This window comes from Janthinobacterium sp. GW822-FHT07A03 (assembly GCF_058798815.1).
In genome coordinates this window covers 1-567 of record NZ_JBXAKW010000052.1, presented here as the reverse complement: position 1 = coordinate 567, position 567 = coordinate 1, and the positions used below count along the sequence as shown (strand labels likewise).

The following is a 567-nucleotide window of genomic DNA, read 5'->3' as shown; positions in this document are numbered from 1 at the left end:
CAGCTGATTGTCCTGTGGCAGCGCACGCGCAACCGCCTGGAGCGTGCGGCATGAGCGCCACCATCCGCCTGACCATGGCGCAGGCCTTGATCCGCTACCTGTCCGTGCTGCGCACCGAGGACGGCCAGCCTCTGTTCGGCGGCGCCTTCGCCATCTTTGGCCACGGCAACGTCGCCGGCATGGGCGAGGCGCTGTACCAGTACAAGGATGTGTTCCCCACCTACCGCGCCCACAATGAACAGGCGATGGCGCACTCGGCCATCGCCTATGCGAAAGCGCACATGCGCCGGCGCATGATGGCCGTCACCAGCTCCATCGGTCCCGGCGCCACCAACCTGCTCACCGCCGCCGCGCTGGCGCACGTCAACCGTTTGCCCGTGCTGCTGTTGCCAGGCGACGTGTTCGTCTCGCGCGCGCCGGACCCCGTCTTGCAGCAGCTGGAAGATGCTTCTGACGGCAGCGTCTCGGTCAACGATGCCTTCAAACCGCTGTCGCGCTACTTCGACCGCATCGTCTATCCGGAGCAATTGCTCACGGCCTTGCCGCGCGCGATTGCCGCCTTGACGG

1 protein-coding gene is annotated in these 567 nt (G+C 66.7%); it reads left to right on the top strand.

What is annotated here, in order from left to right:
• Positions 1-50: 50 nt before the first annotated feature.
• On the top strand, positions 51-567 hold a 517-nt coding region (locus AC1RJW_RS29750; protein WP_493048120.1), incomplete at its 3' end, for a thiamine pyrophosphate-binding protein.